This window comes from Actinoplanes sp. CA-030573 (assembly GCF_050951115.1).
Taxonomy (GTDB): Bacteria; Actinomycetota; Actinomycetes; order Mycobacteriales; family Micromonosporaceae; genus Actinoplanes.
Map to the genome: position 1 here is coordinate 1,904,866 of NZ_CP192038.1, position 17,462 is coordinate 1,922,327.

Annotated in this window: 13 protein-coding genes; 9 read left to right on the forward strand and 4 right to left on the reverse strand. The window is 68.9% G+C overall.

Going from position 1 to position 17,462, the window contains the following annotated elements; all coding sequences use genetic code 11:
* Positions 1-117 precede the first annotated feature (117 nt).
* The 4 genes from mptB (at position 118) to ACQP2F_RS08945 (ending at position 4,538) form a co-directional block, all read left to right on the forward strand.
* Positions 118-1,566 carry a polyprenol phosphomannose-dependent alpha 1,6 mannosyltransferase MptB gene (mptB, locus tag ACQP2F_RS08930; protein WP_433302391.1) on the forward strand — a complete coding sequence of 483 codons (1,449 nt, stop codon included), beginning with the start codon at positions 118-120 and terminating at the stop codon, positions 1,564-1,566.
* Positions 1,490-2,689 (forward strand): glycosyltransferase 87 family protein, encoded by a 1,200-nt coding sequence (locus tag ACQP2F_RS08935; protein WP_433302393.1) that lies wholly within the window; start codon positions 1,490-1,492, stop codon positions 2,687-2,689. The genes mptB and ACQP2F_RS08935 overlap by 77 nt, the downstream gene beginning before the upstream one ends.
* A 98-nt stretch (positions 2,690-2,787) precedes the next feature.
* Positions 2,788-3,750 carry an ATP-binding cassette domain-containing protein gene (locus ACQP2F_RS08940; RefSeq protein ID WP_433302395.1) on the forward strand — a complete coding sequence of 321 codons (963 nt, stop codon included), beginning with the start codon at positions 2,788-2,790 and terminating at the stop codon, positions 3,748-3,750.
* Positions 3,747-4,538 (forward strand): ABC transporter permease, encoded by a 792-nt coding sequence (locus ACQP2F_RS08945; protein WP_433302396.1) that lies wholly within the window; start codon positions 3,747-3,749, stop codon positions 4,536-4,538. The genes ACQP2F_RS08940 and ACQP2F_RS08945 overlap by 4 nt, the downstream gene beginning before the upstream one ends.
* On the opposite strand, the gene ACQP2F_RS08950 is transcribed toward ACQP2F_RS08945, so the two are convergent.
* Entirely contained in the window at positions 4,464-7,643 is a 3,180-nt protein-coding gene (locus ACQP2F_RS08950) for a BTAD domain-containing putative transcriptional regulator (RefSeq protein WP_433302398.1), read from the reverse strand. The genes ACQP2F_RS08945 and ACQP2F_RS08950 overlap by 75 nt on opposite strands.
* Before the next feature lie 154 nt (positions 7,644-7,797).
* On the opposite strand from ACQP2F_RS08950, the gene ACQP2F_RS08955 reads away from it, so the two are divergent.
* On the forward strand, positions 7,798-8,307 hold the full coding sequence (locus ACQP2F_RS08955; protein WP_433302400.1) for a RipA family octameric membrane protein: 510 nt from the start codon (positions 7,798-7,800) through the stop codon (positions 8,305-8,307).
* Positions 8,308-8,355: 48 nt separating this feature from the next.
* On the opposite strand, the gene ACQP2F_RS08960 is transcribed toward ACQP2F_RS08955, so the two are convergent.
* The 3 genes from ACQP2F_RS08960 to ACQP2F_RS08970 all read right to left on the reverse strand — a co-directional run bounded on the left by ACQP2F_RS08960 (position 8,356) and on the right by ACQP2F_RS08970 (position 13,421).
* Positions 8,356-8,868, reverse strand: a complete 513-nt coding sequence (locus tag ACQP2F_RS08960) for a hypothetical protein (RefSeq protein WP_433302402.1) — start codon at positions 8,866-8,868, stop codon at positions 8,356-8,358.
* 84 nt (positions 8,869-8,952) lie between these two features.
* On the reverse strand, positions 8,953-9,774 hold the full coding sequence (locus tag ACQP2F_RS08965) for a Scr1 family TA system antitoxin-like transcriptional regulator (protein WP_433302404.1): 822 nt from the start codon (positions 9,772-9,774) through the stop codon (positions 8,953-8,955).
* 1,637 nt (positions 9,775-11,411) lie between these two features.
* Positions 11,412-13,421, reverse strand: coding sequence for an NACHT domain-containing protein (locus ACQP2F_RS08970; protein WP_433302406.1), 2,010 nt, complete (start codon positions 13,419-13,421; stop codon positions 11,412-11,414).
* An 866-nt stretch (positions 13,422-14,287) separates the two neighbouring features.
* Between ACQP2F_RS08970 and ACQP2F_RS08975 the strand changes: the two genes are divergently transcribed.
* The 4 genes from ACQP2F_RS08975 to ACQP2F_RS08990 all read left to right on the forward strand — a co-directional run bounded on the left by ACQP2F_RS08975 (position 14,288) and on the right by ACQP2F_RS08990 (position 16,602).
* Positions 14,288-15,334, forward strand: a complete 1,047-nt coding sequence (locus ACQP2F_RS08975) for an IS110 family transposase (RefSeq protein ID WP_433300417.1) — start codon at positions 14,288-14,290, stop codon at positions 15,332-15,334.
* Positions 15,335-15,348: 14 nt separating this feature from the next.
* Positions 15,349-15,672 carry a hypothetical protein gene (locus ACQP2F_RS08980; RefSeq protein ID WP_433300419.1) on the forward strand — a complete coding sequence of 108 codons (324 nt, stop codon included), beginning with the start codon at positions 15,349-15,351 and terminating at the stop codon, positions 15,670-15,672.
* Between the two features lie 143 nt (positions 15,673-15,815).
* Positions 15,816-15,974, forward strand: coding sequence for a helix-turn-helix domain-containing protein (locus tag ACQP2F_RS08985; RefSeq protein ID WP_433302408.1), 159 nt, complete (start codon positions 15,816-15,818; stop codon positions 15,972-15,974).
* Between the two features lie 448 nt (positions 15,975-16,422).
* On the forward strand, positions 16,423-16,602 hold the full coding sequence (locus ACQP2F_RS08990) for a hypothetical protein (RefSeq protein ID WP_433302410.1): 180 nt from the start codon (positions 16,423-16,425) through the stop codon (positions 16,600-16,602).
* Positions 16,603-17,462: the final 860 nt, after the last annotated feature.

Genomic DNA, 17,462 nt, shown 5'->3' on the forward strand with positions numbered 1-17,462 from the left:
ACGCCGAGCACGGCCGCCAGCACGGCCGTGCCCCACTCGAGCCGGTGCCGGGCCACCACGCGCCCGACCCTACCGGGCGGTCCGGTGGTTGCAGCCTGTCACGGTAGGGTGGCCGCCATGTCCCGCCCCGCCCTCGTCCGATACGCGGGCCTGGCAGGCAGTCTGCTGCTTGCGGTCGCCGCCTGGCTCGGTGGCGCGCACCGCCCGTGGGAGCCGACGATTACTCCGGGCACGATCGTCACCGGGAAGAACGGCGTCGTGCTGCCGCTCGCCTGGCTCTTCGGCACGGCGCTGCTGATCGGGGCGTGGTGGGCCGGCCGGCGGCAGGTGCCGTCGACGCGGTGGGCCTACGTCACGGCGGCACTGTGGCTGGCGCCATTCGTCGCGTTCCTTCCGCTCGGCAGTTACGACATCTACTCGTACGCGTGTCAGGGATGGCAGCAGGCGGCCGGGCTCGACCCGTACGCCGGCGGGGTCCATGGTCTTGGTTGTCCGTGGGCCGACGCCGTCGCGCCCACCTGGAGGGACTCGCCCGCGCCCTACGGTCCGGTGTTTCTGCTGCTGGCCGGGCTGGCGGCGAAGCTCGGCGGCGGCCACCTGGCCGGCACGCTGGCGGGTCTGCGGATCATCGCGCTGCTCGGCGTGGCGCTCATCGCGGTGTGCCTGCCGGCGCTGGCCCGGCGGGGCGGGGTGCCACCCGAGCGCGCGGTGTTCCTCGTGCTGGCGTGCCCGCTGGTGCCCATCCACCTGGTCTCGGGCGCGCACAACGACGCGGTGATGGTCGGCTTCCTGCTGGCGGGGCTGACGGTGGCGGTCATCCGGCGCTCCCTGCTCTCGGCGGTGGCGGTGGGCGTGCTGCTGGGGCTGGCGATCGGGGTGAAGGCCACGGCCGTGGTCGTCGTGCCCTTCGCCGTACTGCTGGTCGCGTCCTACCAGACACCGGGAAGCGCTCCACGGTTGCGTGCGAACGGCGCCAGAATCGCGGCGCTTCTGGCCGGCGTGATCGGTGCCCTGCTGGTCGTCTCGCTCGCGTCGGGGCGCGGCCTCGGCTGGATCACCGGGCTCGAGGGCAGCGGCGTCTCGGTGCAGTGGACCTCCCCGGCCACGGCCGTCGGCCTGACAATCGGCGTGTTCGGGGTGGACGCCGTCCCGGTCACCCGCGCGATCGGCATCGTCCTGCTCGCGGTGGTGCTGGTCGTCCTCTGGCTGCGGGCCTGGACGCGGGACCCGCTGCGCTACGCCGCCTACGCGCTGGCGGCCACGGTCGTCCTGGCGCCGGTCTTCCATCCCTGGTACGCGGTCTGGGCCCTGGCCCTGCTGGCGCCGACGGTCCGCCGGGAGACCCGCTGGCTGATCATCCCGTGCGCGGTGGTCGCCGCCCTGTGTATGCCCGACGGCTACAACCTCGCGCTGGCGACCAGGACGCAGGGCGCGATCGCGATGACCGCCCTGCTCGGGTACTTCGGCTACAAATACGGAAAAGCGTGGCATGAAGCCAAAAATCGTCATCCTGTCGCTGCTCGTGGCGTTGACCCTGCTGATCGACTACCTGGCCGAGAACCGTAACCGCTACTTCGACTCGAAGGTCTACTACGGGGCGATCCAGTACTGGTTCCACGGCGACGGCGGCATGGTCTACGACTGGATGCGGCCCGGCACACCGTACGGCTTCACCTATCCGCCCTTCGCCGGCCTGCTGATGTCGCCGATGGCCGTCCTCCCGTACGTCGTCGTGGTGGTGATCGCGGTGATCGCCACCGTCCTGACCACCGCGCTGCTGACCTGGTGGTTCGCCGGCCCGATGCTCAAGCGCTGGGGTCAGCCGATGTGGTTCGGCTTCGGCGTCGCGATCTGTCTCGCGCTCTCGTTCGAGCCGGTGCGCGAGACGATCAGCTTCGGCCAGGTCAACACGCTGCTGCTCACGCTGGTGGCGGGCGACATGCTGTTCGGGGTGGCGCGGGGCAGGCGGTGGGCGGGCGCCGGCATCGGCCTGGCCACCGCGATCAAGCTGACCCCCGGCGTCTTCATCCTCTATCTGCTGATCACCAAGCGCTGGCGGGCGGCGGCGGTCTCGGCGGCGACGGCGGCGGGCGCGACCCTGCTCGGCGGCGCGGTCTTCCCCGACGAGACCCGCGAGTTCTGGACCTCGGCGCTCTGGGACACCAACCGGGTCGGCGTGCTGTCCTACGTGTCCAACCAGTCCGAGCGCGGCTTCCTGGCCCGCCTGCCGATCGACGCGGTCCCCACCCCGGTGTGGCTGGTCTGCGTGCTTCTCACGCTGGGTTTCTGGGCCTTGCGCGTACGCCGGGAGCCCGCCGACGTCTTCGGCGGGCTCGCGCTGAGCGGGGTCGTCGGCTGCCTGATCAGCCCGGTCACGTGGGTGCACCACTGCGTCTGGCTGATCCCCGCCTTGATCCGCTGCGCCGACCACGGCCTCTTCGCCCCCGCGCGAAGGGATGAGCAGAGAAAGGCGTCCCGGCCGGACCGCCGGCTTCTCGGCCTGGCCGTCGCCGCCTACCTGATCATGACGTCCCGGCTGTTGTGGGCGTGGGAGTTCGAGCCCTTCCCGCCGCTGCGGATCGTCGGCAGCAACCTCTACGTCTATTTCACCCTGGCCCTGCTCGTCTGGACGCCCATGGAGACGGTCCGTTCGACTGCGGTCCAGGAATCGGACCGGATCGTCGCGTAGTCGCCCCTCTGACATCCGCTGACACGGCTTGTCAGCGCCGTGTCAGCGGTCCCCGGCAGGCTGACTCCCGTCAACGCAACCATGACGGGAGTCAACTCATGACGAACGCGATCGTCGCCGAAGGGCTGGTCAAGCGCTTCGGCGACACCGTCGCCCTCGGCGGCGTCGATCTTGCCGTACGCGAGGGGACCGTCCTCGGCCTGCTCGGGCCGAACGGTGCCGGCAAGACCACCGCGGTGCGGGTGCTCGCCACCCTGATCCAGCCCGACGCCGGGCACGCCACGGTGGGCGGATACGACGTCGTCAAGCAGGCCCACCAGGTGCGCAGCCTGATCGGGCTCACCGGCCAGTACGCGTCGGTCGACGAGACCCTGACCGGGGTCGAGAACCTGCTGCTCATCGGCCGCCTGCTCGGGCTGTCCCGGCGGGACGCCAGGGCCCGTGCCCGGGAGCTGCTCGGCCGGTTCCGGCTCGCGGACGCGGCCGACCGGGCCGCCGGGAAGTACTCGGGCGGCATGCGGCGGCGGCTCGACCTGGCCGCCAGCCTGGTCGGCAACCCCCGGCTGCTCTACCTGGACGAGCCGACCACCGGCCTCGACCCGCGCAGCCGCAACGACATGTGGGACATCATCCGCGAGCTCGTCGCCGGCGGCGTCACCGTGCTGCTGACGACGCAGTACCTGGACGAGGCCGACCAGCTGGCCGACGAGATCGTGGTGATCGACCAGGGGAAGGTCATCGCCACCGGCACCTCGGACGAGCTCAAGTCCCGCACCGGGGCGCAGACCGTCACCGTACGGCCGGCGTCCGACGAGGACCGGGAGATCGTCGCCGCGCTGGTCGGCTCGATCGCCTCCGGCGCCGTCGACCTGAGCGGCCCGGTAGTGAGCGCCCCGGTGACCGACCCGGCCGCGCTCGCCACGCTGGTGCGCCGGCTGGACGAGAAGGGCGTCGCGGTGGCCGAGCTCGCCCTGCGCAGCCCCAGCCTCGACGAGGTCTTTCTCACGCTCACCGGGCACGCCGCCACCGCCTCGGACTCTTCGGAAGGGAGCGACGCATGACCACCACGACCATCGAGGCCCGGGTCAGCCCGGTCGTGGCCGTGCGCAACACCGCCACGCTCGCCTGGCGCACCCTCGTGCAGATCAAGCACAACCCGTTCGAGCTGCTCGACTTCAGCGTTCAGCCGATCATGTTCCTGGTGCTTTTCACGTACGTCTTCGGCGGCGCGATCGCCGGGTCGACGGCCGAGTACCTGGCGTTCGGGCTGCCCGGCATCATCGTGCAGAACCTGCTGTTCGCCACGCTCAACACCGGCGTCGGCCTGAACACCGACATCAGCAAGGGTGTCTTCGACCGGCTCCGGTCGCTGCCGATCTCGCGCTTCTCGCCGCTGGCCGGCCGCATCCTGGCCGACGTCGTCAAGCAGGCGTGGGCGGTGACGCTGCTGCTGGTCGTCGGCACGATCCTCGGCTTCCGGATCGGCACCGGCCCGGCCGAGGTCGCCGGCATGTACGCGCTGCTGCTGTTCTTCGCCTTCGCCACGTCGTGGATGTCGGTGCTGGTGGCCATGCTGGTCAGCGAGCCGGAGAAGGTGCAGATCTTCGGCTTCGTGCTGCTCTTCCCGCTGACCTTCGCCAGCAACGCGTTCGCGCCGACCGAGACGATGCCCGGCTGGCTGCAGGCGTGGGTCAAGGTCAACCCGGTGTCGATCCTCGCCGACGCGGTGCGCGCCCTGCTCAACGGCGGCCCGGTCGCCACGCCGGTCACCCAGTCAGTGATCTGGGCGGTCGTCCTGCTGGCCGTCTTCGCCCCGCTCTCGGTCTGGGCCTTCCGCCGCCGGGTCTAGCTCCTCGAGGCCGATCGCCGGCAGGAGCGTCGGCACCGAAAGCCCGGCCGCCCGCCGGTAGGCCGCCTCGAAGCCCGCGTCGCCCAGGGCGGCGCGGGCTTCCGCCTCGACCCGGCCGGTGTCCGGCACGGTCGCGTCCCGCGCGCCGCGCACCGCGTCGGCCGCGCCCAGCAGGTAGGCCGCCCGCTCCGGGTCGCCCTCGCGCAGCACCAGGTCGGCCCAGCCGACCACGGCCATCGCCACCACCGGCGCGTCCCGCGAGCGCACCGCGATCCGCAGCGCCTCCTCGTGGTAACTCCGGGCCCGGGCCAGCTCGCCGGCCGCGGCCTCGATCAGGCCCTGCGTGCTGCGGGTCATCGCGCCGAACTGCGGTGCGAACGCCGGGTTCGACATCATCGCGGCCGACCGGGTGATCATGTCGCGAGCCTCGTCGAGGTCGCCGGTCATCCGGGCGATGGTGGCGTAGCCGTACTGCACCGAGGCCAGAACCTCAGGCAGGGCGATCTCCTCGGCCGTCTCCCGCGCCTGCTTGAGCACCCGCCGGGCCTCGTCGTGCTCGCCGGCCAGCCACAGCTGGTGCGCCATCTTGGCCTCCAGCTGCGGCATGTCCTCGCGGATGCCGACCTCGCGGATCAGCGCGGCGGCCTCCCGCTGCCGGCGCACGGCCTGCGCGAAGTCGCCCTCGGCCGCGACCATGTCGGCCAGCGCGCTGAGCGTGAAGCCGATGCCCCAGCGGTCGCCGACGGCCCGGAACCCGGCCAGCGCGTCCTGCATGTCGGCGACCGCGGCCTCGCCGCCGTCCCCGAAGTTCAGCCGCAGGTGGCCGACGATCATCTTGGCCGACGCCCGCAGCCAGGCGTCGTGGTCCTCGAAGAGCGGCGCGACCACGGCGAACCCGGTGTCCGGGTCGGGGTTCTCGAAGATCGTCGCCAGCGGCTTGAGCAGGCGCAGCGCCGGATGCCTGGCGTCCGGACCGGCGCCGTGGGCCTCGGCCGCCAGGAAGTGCTCCTGGACCGAGTCGATCGCCAGCGCACCCTCGAGCCCGTTGATGGCGGCGAACGTGTGGGTCAGCGCCAGGTCCTCCGGGTCGGCCTCGCCGGGCATGGCGGCCACCTCGACGGCCAGGCCGGCGCCCTCCATCCGGTGCCCGCGCAGCCACCAGTACCAGCCGAGCCGGGCCACGAACGCCGCCGCGGTCGCCTTGTCGCCGGCGTCGATCGCGGCCCGGATCGAGCCGTGCATGTTGTCGTGCTCGACCGCCAGGCGGCGCAGCCAGACCAGCTGCTCGGCCGAGCGCAGCCGGGGCTCGGCCTCGTCGGCCAGCGACAGCAGATAGCGGGCCAGGGTGAGCCGATGGGACTCGGACTCGCCCGCCTCGGCCAGCCGCTCCAAGCCGTACTCGCGAATGGTCTCGAGCATGCGGTAGCGGCCGTCCGGGCCCAGCACCAGCAGGGACTTGTCGGCCAGCGCGCCGAGCAGGCCGAGGTCGGCGGCGCAGACCTGCTCGGCCGCGAGCACCTCGGCGCCACCGTGGAAGGCGGCGAACCGGCGCCAGAGCCGCCGCTCGTCCTCGGTCAGCAGATCCCAGCTCCAGTCGACCACCGCGCGCAGCGTCTGATGGCGGGGGAGCGCGGCCCGGCTGCCGCCGGTGAGCAGCCGGAACCGGTCGGCCAGGCGGTCGGCGAGCACGGTCACCGGCAGGGTGCGCAGGCGGGCGGCGGCGAGCTCGATGGCCAGCGGCATGCCGTCGAGGGCCCGGCAGACCCGGACGACGGGCTCGACGGTGTCGTCGGCGAGCACCAGGCCCGGCGCGCGGTCGAGCAGCAGGCGTACGGCCGGAAAGGCGGACGCGGAGGCAGCATCCGCACCCACCGGGGGGAGAGCCAGCGGCTCGACCGGATGGATCCGCTCGCCCGGAATGCCGAGCGGTTCCCGGCTCGTGGTGAGCAGGCGCAGGCGCGGCGCGGCCCGCAGCAGCACATCGGCCACCTCGGCCGCGGCGGTGATCAGATGCTCGCAGTTGTCGAGGATGAGCAGCAGCTCGCGGGCCGCGAGCGCCTCGGAAAGCCGGGCCAGCGGCGTCTCGGCCGGCGCGGGCCGTTCGCCGGCCGTCAGCCGTTCGCCGGCCGTCAGCCGTTCGGCGGCCGTCAGCCGTTCGCCGGTCGCCGGCCGGGCAATCAGGACCTGGGAGCGCAGGCCCAGCGCGCTCAGGATGGCCTGCGGAATCTCGGCCGGATCGGTGACCGGGGCGAGCTCGACCCGCCAGACCTCACCGCCGCGGCGGCCGCCGACCTCGACCGAGAGCCGGGTCTTGCCGCTGCCGCCCGGACCGAGCAGCGTGACCAGGCGGTTGGCGTCGATCAGGGCGCACACCTCGCGTACGTCCGCATCGCGCCCCACGAAACTGCTCACCTCGGCCGGCAGATTGCCCCGCGCCGGGCCCGGCGCCCGCAGCACCTCGAGATGGACGGCCGCCAGCTCGGCCGTCGGATCGACGCCGAGCTCCTCCGCGAGCCGGCGCCGCAGCCCTTCGTAGACCTCCAGCGCCCGCCCCGGGTTGCCCTGCTTCTGCAGGGCCCGCATGAGCAGCCCGGCCAGCGGCTCGTCGAGCGGATGGGCGGCGACCAGGCCTTCCAGCTCGGGCACGACATCGTCGCGGTCGAGCCGGCTCGCCAGGTGGCGGCGCAGCGTGGCCAGCCGCAGCTCCTCGAGGCGGACGGCGTCGGCCCGCGCCACCTCCGGGAAGTCGAGATCGCCGCGCCAGAGGTCGAGCGCCGTCCGCGGATCAATGTCCGCCTGCCGGACGAACCGGACGGCATCGACCTTCGCCGGGTCGATCTCCAGCCGGTAGCCGCCGGCCGCCGACTCGATGGTCAGGCCGGGCGCCGCCCGTCGCAGCCGGGAGACCAGGGCCTGCAGCGCGTTGCCCGCCGCCTGCGGCGGCTCGTCACCCCACACGCCGTCGATGAGCCGATCGGCGGACACCACGCGGTTGGCGTCGAGCGCGAGCAGGAGCAGGAGCGTACGCAGACGGGCGCCCGCGACCGGTACGGCTTCACCGCCCCCGTCGCGCAGCTCGACCGGCCCGAGCACCGCGATGTCCACGCTCCGATTCTGCCTGAACGACCCACCCGATCACGTCCCGCCGTCCCTTGGCGCGGCGCCCTCTCCCGATGCGGGGTCAGATCACGGACGAACCGGGAGCTGTCGCCTTCCCGGTCGACCGGTGCTCGCATGCCGGCCAGAGTGAGGACTACCGGTGGACGGCGACCAGCGAACTCGGACGGTGCTGACGATGGGGGAGAGCCAGAGCGACGCGCGGGACGAAGCGCAGCGTGCGGAAAGCCTGGACTGGTGGAAGCACTACGACACACTTCGACAGGACAAGAACAAGACCTTCCTGGCCACCAACAGCTTCCTGGTCGCCGCGGTGGGGTTCTCGCTGAAGAACGGGAGGACCGGCACCACGTCCGACTTCGTGCTGCTGCTGTTGGTAGCGATCGTCGGCTTCCTGGCGTCCGTGCTGTGGTTCGTTCTGCTTTCGCGGAACACGCTCTACATCGAGTTCCATCGTGACCGGGTCGCGACGGCCGAGCGCCGTCTGAACGAGGGGCCAGGGCTCGACGCCCAATGGGAAGACTTCAAGAAGACGAAGAAGCCATCCCCATGGGAGAACCTCTCGTCGAACAATGTCGACCGGCTTCTGTCGCTGGTCATCGTGGCGTTCTGGCTTGCGGTCGGGGTGGTTTCCATAACTTTGCTGGCGTAGAGGGGCCGCATCAGGCCGGAACGCGAAGCGGAGGCGGCCGCCGCCGGGTCACGCTACGAAGGTCTGGATCAGAAGCAGGCATCCGAGAACAAAGATGACCAGCGGCACGATCACCCAGAACAGGTGCGTCGAGAACGCGATCCGGTTGATCCAGCCGAAGACGCCGGTGAACCGGCCCTCCCCCGCGTCGGCCGCCTGGCTCAGTCCATGTAGTCGGCCGGAGGCGGGCCGGTCGTCGAAGAATCGCCGATCGATCTCCAGCAGCACGAAGTGCGCGCGTCGCTTGTTCTTGAGGTATCGCTCGCCGTATGCGAAGGCGTAGAGCGCTGCGAAGAAGCTAACCTCGACGAGCACCACACAGAGCGGCCGATCGCTGCGGTTGACCGCCTTGTCGAGCGAGATGACAGCGATCAGGGCGGAAGCCACGAGCATCGCGTAGTTGGTCGCGTTCGACCGGGTCACCTCGACCTGGCGGGCCGTCGCCCGGAACTCGGCATAGTGGCTCCAGAGCAGTTCCTTCTGCAGCTTGTCGCGGTCGGTCAGTTGCGCCGGTTCGTCCATCGTCGCCTTCCGTCCGTCCGACGCTATCGGCTCCCGCCCTCGCCGCCCGGTCAGATCATGGACAGGTGCTGTGACGCTGGCCGCTCACCAACGGTCCAGCTCGTTGATCCGGCCCTGCAGCAGGCGAAGACTTTCCACCGGGGACAGCGCGGACGCCAGCAAAGTCTCGAAGACCTCGCGGTAGGTGCCCGCGTCGCCGGGTTCGAGGATCGCTCCTTCCGGTCTCCCGCCCACGTGGACGGCGTAGTGGTCGTTTTCCAGCTCCAACATCTCGAACTCGGTCGACTGGCCCAGCCGCGCGGCTTCGGCGAACGGCAGGATGCGGAGGTCGACGGTGGAACCCTGGGCGAAGGTGACCAGTTCCATCAGCTGATCTTGGAGGACCATCCGGCCGCCCGGATCGCGGTGGAGCATCGACTCGTCGAGCAAGAGCCTCACCTCGATGTGCGGCAGCCGTGCGGCGAACCGGCGACGGCGGTCCGCCTCGTGCCGGAGGAACTCCTCGACCGGGATGCGGTGCACGGTCGAGGCGGCGAGGGCGGTCGCGTACTCCGGGGAACGCATGCGCGGCGGGATCGTCACCGTTGCCAAGCTGCTGATCGACTTGGCGTCCAGTTCGTACTGGGCGACGACCAGCTGAGCGGCGCTCAGGTACGCGGTGAACGCGGGCGCGTTCCACCAAGACGACTGCCGGCTCCTCGCGAACCGGGCATCGGCGATGATGGCACGGGTCTCGTGCGGATCAACCGTGTAGAGGCCGAACAAGGCTTGGAGATCCGGAACGGAGATCGCCACATCGCCGGACTCCATACGCCGGTACTTGCTTACCGACCAGTCCAGTTGCCCGGCGACTTCTTCCTGCGTGAGTTGCGCCCGCTCCCGGGCCTCGCGAATCGCCTGACGCACATGCCATCGGGCGCTGAGCGGGGTCGACGCCAACGCTTCGGCCCGTCAGCGGGCAACCGCGAATCGAACCGCGGTGAAACGGCTGTCTGCGATACCGCATTTTGCAACCTGGCTGATTGCGCTCCGTTTTTTTTCGCCATGTGGAGCTGGGCTTGCTTTGTCGAGCGACCAAAGTGCCGCCGCGCTACCGCCTAGCGCGGTCAACGACAGGCAGATCGCTTGGAGGGCGGTCGGGTGCGATGGCAAGCCCGCGATGACTTGGGCGCTCCCGGACACGCCGACGGCCACAGCGACCGCCGTGCGGCGAAGGGACCCGGCACCCATGCGGCAATGATGACATAGGAGTGCACCGCGGACGTAGAAGCGGCGGCCGCCTCCGGCTCGATGCCGGAGACGACCGCCGATCGCCGCGTTTGCCGCCGCGACCCCAAGCTCAGGTCGGCGGCCGGAACGCGTCAGACGTTGTAGTACATCTCGAACCAAACGCGGGGGAGCGGTCACCTGCAGAAACAGCCTGCAAATGCCGGTTGACCTGCGGCGATGGTTGTCATCGACTGCCGTCGTTTTACACCGCTTTCTCGTCTGGGTTGTGCCCAGCGTGTGCCCGTCGAGCTTGTTGCCAACGGTGGGCCAAGGCTTCCCGTCGCGCGGGCGTAGCCCAATCGGGCCGGGTGGCCGCAGGCAAGCAAGCTCCACCGCTTGCCTGCGGCCACCCGGTCTGATTGCCTCCGGTGCGTGGCGGGAAGGCTTGGCCCAGAGCGCCCGCCGGAGGCAGGGCCTTCGTGCGGGGTCCGGGGCTGCCGGCCCCGGCTGCCGGAGGCTGCGCGGTCCGCCAAGACGAAGCGCCGAACCGGCGATGTCCGCGTGATCGGTAAGGCCCGGTTGAGCGCAAACTTCCTCCGCGCTGCACTGAGCCTTCGTCCGTAGGCCGGCTTCCAACCTGTCCTCGTACCTTGAAAACTCCAGAGTGTTGCCCCGCAACGGTTATGCGTGCCGTGGGTAGGGCCGTGAAAGCGTCGCATCCGGAGGGCGTAGTAGACACGGCATTTAGCAACGTGGTGACCAGGGTCGGAGCGCTAGTGCGGTGTCCGATCTATTAGAACTTCGGCACGTATTCGGCACAGTTCCCAATGATCATTAAGTCACAAGAGGGCTGGAGGCTTCCCGTCGCGCGGGCGCAGCCCAATCGGGCCGGGACGGCGGGGGCAAGCACGCTCCACCGCTTGCCCCCGGTGGCTCGGTCTGATTGCCTCCGGCGCGTGGCGGGAAGGCTCTTCTCCGAGCGCCCCCCGGAGGCGCAGTTGGAGGCTGGCCGCAGGCCGCCCCCGGCAGGGCCGCCAGAGGCGACGAGTCCAGATGCGCCGCAAACGGTCTAGTGCGGCGACTGCGGGCTGCGCAATGAACCTGCGACCCCTTGACCCCCAGCTCGGTCAACCCAATCTGTTGACCAGCACAGGTGTGCCAATCACCAGCTCAGGGCTAGCGGCGTTCTGAGACGTCACGAGCCTTAACCGTCTGATCCGTAAGGTGAGAGCGGATTTGCTGACCGCCGTGAGCCTGCCACGGCCGATTTGCTCAGCCTCAGCCGTCGCCAGCAGGCCGCGGACAGGCTCGGAAGCGCTTTGGCACACCCTGCCTTAGCTGTTGTGATCTTGCTTGTCTGCGAGCCGGTCGCGGAGGCGCACGTGGCGGTAACGGTAAATTCCGCCGGCTTGACGTAGGACTCCGCGATCATGCGCGTCCGTTAGGAAGCCCACTATTCGCCAGGGCATTTGGCCGGTGAGTGGCAGCCAAATGCGTGTGGTAGCAAGCCATTGACCCCAAGCTGGTAAGAATCCAACTATTAGCCCAAACGAGAGCCCAACCGCGAGACCGGTCAGGCGACCGGTCACGAGGCCGTACACAATACCGGACACGAGGCCGGCCACGATGATAGCGGTGACCGTCCGGCTACGGTCCATCCGGAGAGTCTCGACGGGGCTAGCAGCGGTGCTGATGTCTGGAATAGACGCGAGGTCTTCGAGGACAATCAATACTAACCCGAACAAGGGACCGACCCAGATTCCAATAGCGAGTCCGACAAAGGGTCCGGCCACGAGCCCGACCAGCAGCCCCGTCACCAGCCCGATTAGGAGCCATCGGACGAACTTCAGGAGCACACGCCCAACCCGTCCGTGTATCTGAAGGTTGGTTTTGGTCGGCTTCGGCCCTGTGCTTGGAAGCGCGAAAGGGAGCCCGATCGCGAGCCCGACTAAGAACCCGGACGCGAGACCGTAAAGGGGCGCGACGCTCATCCCAATCGTAAGCACGGACGGAAGGGCAACCGCGAGCCCCATCGTGATGAGGCGGATGGCGGGAGGGATTGTGTCGCGCAGTTGCCACCAGGCCAGATCGTGACTGTTGAGGCGGCACAAATGCCTGGCGAGGTAGCTGTGCCAACGTTGGGCATGGTCCGGATCGTCCCAGGGCAGCGCTTTGCGCGTGCCAGATTTGCGGCGGTCATAGATGGCGGGGATGAACCCATCGAGCAGATGGTCTTCAATGGTGTCGGAGGTGGGGAATACCGTGGCGTCGAGCAGCTCACTGGGATCGTGGTCGGGGGTATCGCCATAGACGGTTCGGGCGAGGTAGACCATTAGCGGGGTGGCGAGCGCGGTTGCGGTTGGGGTGACCGGTTTCGCATCCAGCGCGGCCAACACCGGCACCCACCGGGCGCTTACGGTCGGTGCAGTGGCGCGGGTGAGGTAGACAGCCAGGTCGGCCATCGCCAAGTCGGCCAAGGTGACTACCACGGCGGCGGTAAGCACGTCAGCGACAGCGACAGCATCCGCGTACTCCTCGGCGCGGCTGGTCAGCACTAGCGGACCGGTGGTGTCGTTGAGTTGAGACAACGCGGCAGTACGCAATCCGGCTGCGATCTCGTCGAAGCCGTCCAGGATGGGGAGGATCCGCGCCGCGCGCACCAGCTCGGCAGCCAAGGTGGCCCCGGTCGCTCCGAGGGCAGCCAGGCCCGGGTAGTCCTCAACGAGACGGGCGGCCAGCCAGATGTCCAGCGGTTGCGCCAAGGGGTCCCAGGAACTGGCCGCGAAGAGCACCGGGACCGGCTCGGTGTGATCGCGGTGTGCTAGCAGGTCCGCAACGAGCCGCACCGCCAGGACGGTCTTCCCGGCGCCGGCTCTACCGAGGACGACCAACCGCCCCGACGGGATACGCCGATAGACCGCCGCTACTTTCTCCATGTCGGCCGCCAACGCCAGCGGCGTTGACTCGACGCCCGGCGGTGCTTTCCGGATGTTCGCCCAATGATCGGTCAACTGGGCCGGACCGACATCCCACCGCACGGGCAGCGGATACGGGTCGTGCACCCGCCACCGCCGCTCCTCGTCGTGCCAGCGCCGTCCAACCCCGACGGCCAACGATTCAATGGCGGCGTCCACATCCAGCACAGCGGCCGCTGGCTTGTCCACGTGGTGGCGGTACAGCTCGTAAAGCACGACAGCGGCACCCAGGACCGCGGTCGCTGCCCAAACCCACGGTTTCGCCCAGCCGGCTAGCTCAATCGTGCTCGTAGCGACATTGGTCACCACGGCAAGCAGTACCACCGCGGCGGCGGCGAGGCCGACCGTGGCCCCCGAGATCTTGCGCATCCGCCACCCCATGTCCCCCGCGCGCCGTCTGTCCGGCCGGCACCGTACCGTCGCGACCGTTGACATGTCTGCGCCCACAAGTATGGACCCGACCGCCGTTCCTTGAGCTTCCCTCTCCATCGCATGCAGGTTGACAGCTCTGCCGGCGCTGGCAACCCGTCGCGCCAGCCGTGCACGGCCGGGCCGCTTCCGGCCGATCCAGGTGAATCGGCCCACCGACGAACGACCTGGACCAGTCGCACGCGGTCTGGCTGCCTCCGGTGCGCGACGGGACGCCGGGCCGGGCCCGACATCCCGGAGTCGCCCGGGTCCAGGGGCGGAGCCTCGGCCGCCGGAGGACTGCTGCGGGTTGGAGGGCCGGAGGCCGTGCCCACCGTCGGCGTTCTCGCACGGCGCGGTCCGGTGGCAGAGCGCCTGGCGCCATCCCGGTCGGTAGTCGTCTGTGTCAGATCTAGCAGAGCCCCCGCGCCTCCCCGATCGTGAGGATGTCGGGGCTTCGGCGTGTCCGCCGGTCTCGCGGGTGGCCACCGCCGACCGCGCCGGGAGCGAAGCGGCAAGGCGCGGACGGCCGGCGAAAGTGGCTCGCGCGGCGGCCCACAGGGCCGCCCTTGAAGATGTAGAGAAAGTTCTCACGGGGATCATCTTCATGGTGATCTCGGCGGTCGGGTCTGACCCTAGTTCTCACCGGCTGCGTGCCTTCAAGTTGACCCGTCGTCCCGCCGCCGGGATTACCTTCTCTCGGTGCTGGCACCGGATGCGTAGTGACCTGATTAGGAGCCTGGGTCCGTCCCTGATCCCCGTGCCGTCCCACGTTGAGCCCGGTACCCGCGATCGAGAGCCCTGTCGGACATGGCGAAGGAGAAAAGATGGGCGATCAGACGACGGTGACGGTAGGCGTCGACACGCACGCCGACGTGCACGTGGCAGCAGTGTTGGACCAAGCCGGCAGACTCCTTGACACCCGATCTTTTCCGACCACGACGCGCGGGTACGCCCAGTTGGCGACCTGGGCGGAGTCTTTCGGACCGGTCGACAAGGTCGGCATGGAAGGCACCGGCAGCTACGGCTCGGGCTTGCTGCGTTTCCTCACCGACTACGGCTTCACCGTCATCGAGGTCGACCGCCCCGACCGTTCCACACGCCGCCGCAACGGCAAGTCCGACCTCATCGACGCCGAAGCCGCTGCCCGTGCCGTCCTGTCCGGACGCGCGTCGGGTACTCCGAAGTCACGTGATGCCCATGTCGAGATGATTCGCGCCCTGAGGGTTGCCCGACGCGGCGCGATGAAGGCCCGCATCCAGGCTGGTAATCAGATCGACGCCCTCATCGTGTCTGCTCCGCAGGCCGTCCGGCAGTCGCTGCGTGGGCTGACCGGCAAACATCGCATCCGCGGCTGCGCTAGCCTGCGGCCCGGTCCGGTGACCGATCCGGCCGCCGCTACCAAGGCAGCGCTGCGCAGCCTCGCCCGCCGTTGGCTGGCTCTGCAGGCCGAGATCGACGACCTCGACGTCCACCTCACGGCCCTCGTCACGGCCACCGCCCCCGACCTCGTCGCGTTGCCCGGTGTCGGCGTCGACACCGCTGGACAGCTGCTGGTCACTGCCGGCGACAACCCCGGCCGGCTGCGCTCGGAAGCCGCGTTCGCTCGCCTTTGCGGCGCCGCCCCGATCCCGGTCAGCTCCGGACGCACCGATCGGCACCGGCTACATCGCGGCGGCGACCGAGATGCCAACAGTGCGCTCTGGCGTGTCGCGCTGGTCCGTATGCGGTGTCACCCACCAACCAGGGATTACGTCGCCCGTCGCACCACCGAAGGCAAGAGCAAAACTGAGATCATGCGGTGCCTCAAGCGCTACATCGCCCGAGAAGCCTTCTGCCACCTGCTGACAATCTGGCCGCACGACATCGCCTGAGAGATCATCCGTACATGGGAATCCAGGCGCGCCTTCACCGAGCAGGACAGCAGCTCACCATGCTGCCCGACCCTGACGGGGGGAGCTTCGATGCGGCCGGCGACTTCGACCGGCTGCTGCCCGCCGCAGACCCAACCTTCCTCGTCCTCAGCCAAGTAGACGCGCACGGTGATTTGGACGTGACCCGAGACAAAATGCCCCAATTGATCTCGGATATCGACAGACTACGTCCGCTCGCCCGCACCGGGCCGGAACGCCGTGGCCTACTTCGCCTCCGGGCGCTTGCTGAGCAGTGCGCCACGACCCCAGGCACGTCACTCATGTTCCTAGGCGACTGAACAACCTCGATCACCAAGCCCGTGGCTTGACGACAATAGGAGCGTCCGCCGATGTACGCGTCCAATGTCTGACTCCGCTTGATGCGTTACACCCTGGCTTCACTTGATGCGTGACACTCAGCGGAGTGCTGGCGGAGTTGGCCATGGCAGAGCAGCGGTATCGGGCCATGGTCGACGTTGGAGCCAGGGTGTCGGTGACCGAGGTTGCCGAGCGGGTCGGAGTGTCCCGGCAGGCGGCGCATCGCTGGATCCGCTGGTATCGCGATGAGGGCCTGGACGGGCTGGCGGACTGGTCCCGCTGAGCCGCATTCCATCCGGCGCAGACCGGTCCTGAGGTCGAGGCGGCCGTCTGTGAGCTACCTATCGAACCCCGTAGTCCAATCGGGTAAGGCTGAAGGGCGCGCGTACCGGACCAACCGTGCTTCTTGTTCGCCGTCCCACCGGACCTCTTTAGAGTCGGCAGACCTTTGACGATCGGGAAGGTACTGCCAGCTCAGACGATGTGCACTGAGCAAGATAGATCCAATTTCTGCTTGCGTACTTTAAGTGCCGGCAAAAGCACGCATTGCTACTTGGGCATTTACGTCCAATTCCTCGAAACGCATTGCACAAAGTCGCCGTCGTTGAGCGGAGAGTAACGGTCGTCGGCCCGATTCTCGCTTTCTGCACATAACCCCACAAAAAGGGTGTCAGATGCCACTCGCATACATAAGGTGACGGTACAGGGGCAGTGAGCGATGAGGTGATCGAGTGAATCGGTTTCAGGCTTTGGCCTTCGTCTTGCTGGTGGCAGTGATCGTGGGCCAGACCGGGGGCATCCTCTCCGCCTTTGCCGGCACTGCTCCGGTTCGCTGCGTGCTCTACGGATTCGGTGTCTTCGCGGCTGCGGTCGTGCTTGGGCTCGGCATCGTGACGTTCTTGTTCGCCTAGCTAGGACGACAGACAGGCCGTTCGAACAGGAGGCCCGGGTACCTGGCGGGGTCAACCCGGTTGACCCGGGCCTTGCGATTAGGTCGCCGAACACGATTCCTAGCCGAGGTGCAGGTCAATCGCATTGCAATCCCACTTGGTCATGCGCGGCATCATGGCAACGGCCCGCCACGGTTGCATCCCACGATGTGCCAACTCGCGATCGTCTAGCCCGGAGCTGTTACGGATCATCTGACCGAATTCGTAACGGATCAACTGGAGCCCAGCGCATGTACGCGTCCAAAGTTTCTGTACGTCTTCAAGGCGGCCCGAGACGGGCCGCTCACACCGCCGACCAGGGCGTCATGGCCACCCCCTGCAAGGCGGGCGGGGGCCGTCACGCCAACGCCGGTCGGCTGGCGTGTAAGCGGACGAGGACGGGCCGCCGACACGCCGGATTGGGATTAGGTATATATCGAGAGTCGGGCAGCCGACCGGCGTGGCCTGGGCGACGCGGCCGAGCTGCCCGCGCCCGGGCGTAGCGGGGCAAAGGCCGAGGAAGTGCTTGCGGCTACTGCGCCTCCGGCGGGAGCGCTCCGGCTCCGGGATGGCCGCAGACCTGTCACCCTCGGCCCGGGCAAGCCGAGCAGACCGCCGCCGGCGCCCGCCAGCCTTGGGTGCCGACTGTAAAGGCCGTCTTGACGTGGCGGACGCCGGCGGCCCGCTCCCGCATTGGGCGGGTCGAGGGCGACGGGATGGCAGGGATCATCGGAGTTCCCCGAGTCAACTTTCGGTATCACTCGAAGCGGAGAAGCCGCCAGAATCAGAATCAGGCTTAGTGAAGAACGTTAGCGTTACGATCTTTTCGGTTTCAGCATCAT